This window comes from Ramlibacter sp., from assembly GCF_035554825.1.
GTDB lineage: Bacteria > Pseudomonadota > Gammaproteobacteria > Burkholderiales > Burkholderiaceae_C > Ramlibacter.
Window position 1 is genome coordinate 1 of record NZ_DATMHS010000028.1, and the last position, 4,630, is coordinate 4,630.

4 protein-coding genes are annotated in these 4,630 nt (G+C 66.6%); 1 reads left to right on the forward strand and 3 read right to left on the reverse strand.

Annotated features, from left to right (window positions below):
- Nucleotides 1-12 precede the first annotated feature (12 nt).
- From ugpE to ugpB, 3 genes are all read right to left on the reverse strand, one after another.
- Nucleotides 13-864 (reverse strand): sn-glycerol-3-phosphate ABC transporter permease UgpE, encoded by an 852-nt coding sequence (gene ugpE, locus VNT59_RS02640; protein WP_325496349.1) that lies wholly within the window; start codon nt 862-864, stop codon nt 13-15.
- 33 nt (nt 865-897) lie between these two features.
- Nucleotides 898-1,779 (reverse strand): sn-glycerol-3-phosphate ABC transporter permease UgpA, encoded by an 882-nt coding sequence (gene ugpA, locus VNT59_RS02645; protein WP_325496351.1) that lies wholly within the window; start codon nt 1,777-1,779, stop codon nt 898-900.
- Nucleotides 1,780-1,858: 79 nt separating this feature from the next.
- Entirely contained in the window at nt 1,859-3,166 is a 1,308-nt protein-coding gene (gene ugpB, locus VNT59_RS02650) for a sn-glycerol-3-phosphate ABC transporter substrate-binding protein UgpB (protein ID WP_325496353.1), read from the reverse strand.
- A gap of 265 nt (nt 3,167-3,431) precedes the next feature.
- Here ugpB and VNT59_RS02655 point away from each other — a divergent pair.
- The coding region (locus VNT59_RS02655) for a DUF3683 domain-containing protein (protein WP_325496355.1) at nt 3,432-4,630 on the forward strand (1,199 nt) is incomplete at its 3' end.

The window sequence follows — 4,630 nt, forward strand, 5'->3', positions numbered from 1 at the left end:
CATAGCAGCCATCTACTTTTCCGTATCCACCAGGCCCTTGACGAACCACTTCTGCATCAGCACCACGACCAGGGCGGGCGGCAGCATCGCGAGGATGGCGGTGGCCATCACCACGTTCCAGGCGTTGGCCGCGTCGCCGCCGGCGATCATCCGCTTGATGCCGATCACCACCGTGTACATGTCCTCGGAGGTCGTCGCCAGCAATGGCCACAGGTACTGGTTCCAGCCGTAGATGAACTGGATCACGAACAGCGCCGCCATCGACGTCTTCGACAGCGGCAGCAGCACGTCCTTGAAGAAGCGCATCGGCCCGGCGCCGTCGATCCGGGCGGCCTCCACCAGTTCGTCGGGCACCGTCAGGAAGAACTGGCGGAACAGGAACGTGGCCGTGGCCGAGGCGATCAGCGGGATCGTCAGGCCGGCATAGGTGTTGAGCATGCCCAGGTCGGAGACGACCTGGTAGGTCGGCCCGATCCGCACCTCCACCGGCAGCATCAGCGTCACGAAGATCGCCCAGAAGCAGATGGTGCGGAACGGGAAGCGGAAGTACACCACCGCGAAGGCGGAAAGCAGCGAGATCGCGATCTTGCCGAAGGTGATGACCAGCGCGTTGATCAGGCTCACGGTCATCATCCGCGCCACCGGCGCATGCGAGCCGCTCCCGACGCTCTCGCCGAACAGGGCGGCCTTGTAGCTGGCCCACAGGTTGGAGCCCGGCAGCAGCGGCATCGGCGCCTGCACGATCTCGGCGGCGGTGTGGGTGGAGGCGACGAAGGCCAGGTACAGCGGGAAGGCGACCAGGGCGATGCCGGCCAGCATCACCACGTGCGACAGGACGGTGAGCCCGGGACGGCGTTCAATCATGGGCCACCCTGGGGCGGTTGCGGTGGATCTGCATCAGTACTGGACCTTCTTTTCGACGTAGCGGAACTGCACCACCGTGAGGGCGATGACGATCACCATCAGCACCACCGACTGGGCCGCCGAGCCGCCCATGTCCATGGCCCGGAAGCCGTCGTGGTAGACCTTGTAGACCAGGATCGAGGTTTCCTTGCCGGGGCCGCCGCCGGTGGCCGCATCGACGATCGCGAAGGTGTCGAAGAAGGCGTAGACGACGTTGATCACCAGCAGGAAGAAGGTGGTGGGCGACAGCAGCGGGAACTGGATCGTCCAGAAGCGGCGCCAGGGGTGCGCACCGTCGATCGCGGCGGCCTCGATCAGCGACTTGGGGATCGACTGCAGGCCCGCCAGGAAGAACAGGAAGTTGTAGGAGATCTGCTTCCAGACCGAAGCCAGCACGATCAGCGTCATGGCGTGCGTGCCGTTGAGCAGGTGGTTCCATTCGACGCCGACCTTGGCGAGGGCGTACGACACGACCCCCAGCGAGGGCGAGAACATGAAGACCCACAGCACGGCCGCCACCGCCGGCGCGACCGCGTACGGCAGGATCAGCATGGTCTTGTAGAGCATCGCGCCGCGGATGATGCGGTCGGCGAAGACGGCCAGCAGCAGCGACAGGCTGATGCCGATCGATGCCACCAGCAGCGAGAACACGGCGGTGGTCTTGAACGACTCGACGTAAGAGGGGTCGTTCCACAGCCGGTCGAAGTTCTCCAGGCCGACCCACTGGGTCGAGCTGCCGAAGGCGTCCTGCAGCTGGAACGACTGGATCAGCGCCTGGCTTGCCGGCCAGAAGAAGAAGATGCCGATCACCAGCAGTTGCGGGGCCAGCAGCAGCCACGGCAACCATGTCGACCGGAAGACGACTCGTTTTTCCATGGATGAGGATTGTCGCCGATTGGATGAGCGTCCCAAAAAAAAGTGGCCGCGGTGCGGCCACTTTTCGCGGGACCAGGGCTCAGCCCTTGTTGGCTTTCTCGAAGCGCTCCAGCAGCTCGTTGCCGCGGGTGACGATGGCGTCCAGGGCTTCCTTGGCGGTCTTCTTGCCGGACCACACCTGTTCGAGTTCCTCGTCCTCGATGGCGCGGATCTGCACGTAGTTGCCCAGGCGGATGCCGCGCGACTTGTCGGTGACCTTGCGGATCATCTGGTTGACGGCGATGTCGGTGCCCGGGTGCTCCTTGTAGAAGCCGGACTTCTCGGTCAGCTGGAAGGCCGCCATCGTGATCGGCAGGTAGCCGGTGCGCTTGTGGCTCTCGGACTGCACCTTCGGATCCGACAGGTAGTTGAAGAAGGTGGCCACGCCCTTGTACTCGGCCGGCTTCTTGCCGGACATCACCCACAGGCTGGCGCCGCCGATGACGGTGTTCTGCGGCGCGCCCGGCACGTCGGGGTAGTAGGGCAGGGTGGCCAGGCCGTAGGCGAACTTGGCGTTCTTGGCGACGTCGCCGTAGAAGCCGGCGGAGGTCTGGATCATCGCGCACTCACCCGAGGTGAACGCGGCCTGCGGGACGCTGCCGCGGCCCTTGTAGATGAACAGGCCCTGCTTGGCCATGTTGGCCAGGTTCTCGATGTGGCGCACGTGCAGCGGCGAATTGACCTTCATCCGCGCGTCCAGGCCGGCCAGGCCGTTCTGCTTGGAGGCGAACTCCACGTTGTGCCAGGCCGAGAAGCTCTCCAGCTGGGTCCAGCCCTGCCAGGCCAGCGTCATCGGGCACTTGTGGCCGCTCGCCTTGAGCTTGGCCGCGGCCAGCGTGACCTCGGGCCAGGTCTTGGGCGGCTGGTCCGGGTTCAGGCCGGCGGCCTTGAACGCGTCCTTGTTGTAATAGAAGATGGTCGTCGAGCTGTTGAACGGAAAGCTCAGCATCTGGCCGTTCGGCGCCGTGTAGTAGCCGGCCACCGCCGGCACGTAGGCCTTGGGGTCGAACTTGTAGCCGGCGTCGGTCATCACCTTGCCGACCGGCACCACCGCGCCCTTGCTGGCCATCATGGTGGCCGTGCCCACCTCGAACACCTGCAGGATGTGCGGCGCGTTGCCGGCGCGGAACGCGGCGATCGCGGCCGTCATCGACTCGTCGTAGCTGCCCTTGAACACGGGCACGACCTTGTATTCCTTCTGGCTGGCGTTGAAGTCCTTGGCGAGGTCGTTGACCCACTGGCCGTTGACCGCCGTCATGGAATGCCACCACTGGATCTCGGTCTGGGCCTGGACGCCCGGAACAGCCAGCGCGAGCGCGAGCGCCGCCGCGGAAAGTTGAAGCTTCATGAAATCTCCTTCTTGGAACCGTCGAGTGTACGAACGATTTGTGACACCGGATTGAACTGAAGCAAAGCGGCGCTCGCAACCGGGCTTTCCATGACGTCGCGCCGCTGGCAGCGGGCCCGTGCGCGCCGGCAACGCGCCATGCTGCACTGCGGTACCATCGTCCGTTCGCCGCTTGGCACACCTTCGGCTGACAGCAGGCGGGCCGCGCCCGTCCGCCGGTTGCCGCGCCGGGACCGCCCGTGCTGCCTCGCGGGCATTGAACACGATGAACGCACCCACCACGCTTCCCCAACTCCTGGCCGACGCCGATGGCGAGGCGCCCCGCCTGCGCGAGATCCCGTACAACTACACCTCCTTCTCCGACCGCGAGATCGTGATCCGGCTGCTGGGCGAGCCGGCTTGGGAGGTGCTGAACCAGCTGCGCCAGGAGCGCCACACCGGCCGCTCGGCCCGGATGCTGTACGAAGTGCTGGGCGACATCTGGGTGGTGCAGCGCAATCCGTATCTGCAGGACGACCTGCTGGACAACCCCAAGCGCCGCCGGCTGCTGGTCGAGGCGCTGCAGCACCGGCTGGCCGAGGTCGGCAAGCGGCGCACGCCCGAGACCGACCCGGCGCGCGATGCGCTGGTGGGCGACCTGCTGCGGGTGGCCGACCGGGCGGTGCGGGACTTCGACGCGAGCTTTCGCGAAGTGGCCGGGCTGCGCCGCCAGGCGGTACGGGTGCTGCGCCGCGTTACTGCGAAAGACAACATCAAGTTCGACGGCCTGTCGCGCGTGTCGCACGTGACGGACGCGACCGACTGGCGCGTGGAGTATCCGTTCGTCGTGCTGACGCCGGACACCGAAGCCGAGATGGCGGCCCTGGTCAAGGGCTGCTTCGAGCTGGGCCTGACGATCATCCCGCGCGGCGGCGGCACCGGCTACACCGGCGGCGCCGTGCCGCTCACGTGGAAGAGCGCGGTCATCAACACCGAGAAGCTCGAAGCGATGACCGAGGTGGAACTGGTGTCCGTGCCCGGCCACGACCAGCCGGTGCCGACCATCTGGACCGAGGCCGGGGTGGTGACGCAGCGCGTGTCCGACGCCGCCGAGCGCGGCGGCTTCGTGTTCGCCGTCGACCCGACGTCGGCGGAAGCCTCCTGCATCGGCGGCAACATCGCGATGAACGCCGGCGGGAAGAAGGCGGTGCTGTGGGGCACGGCGCTGGACAACCTGGTGTCCTGGCGCATGGTGACGCCGCAGGCGCAGTGGCTGGAGATCACGCGCCTGGACCACAACCTGGGCAAGATCCACGACGCCGAGGTGGCGAGCTTCGGGCTGCGCTGGTTCGAGGCCGACGGCAAGACGCCGGTGCGCAGCGAGCGCCTGGAGATCCCCGGCGTGCGCTTCCGCAAGGAAGGCCTGGGCAAGGACGTCACCGACAAGTTCCTGTCCGGCCTGCCGGGCATCCAGAAGGAGGGCTG

Excerpts from the sequence above, each read along its gene's own strand:
- ugpB (WP_325496353.1), bottom strand. The coding sequence starts at position 3,166 with ATGAAGCTTCAACTTTCCGCGGCGGCGCTCGCGCTCGCGCTGGCTGTT.
- ugpA (WP_325496351.1), bottom strand. The coding sequence starts at position 1,779 with ATGGAAAAACGAGTCGTCTTCCGGTCGACATGGTTGCCGTGGCTGCTG.
- ugpE (WP_325496349.1), bottom strand. The coding sequence starts at position 864 with ATGATTGAACGCCGTCCCGGGCTCACCGTCCTGTCGCACGTGGTGATG.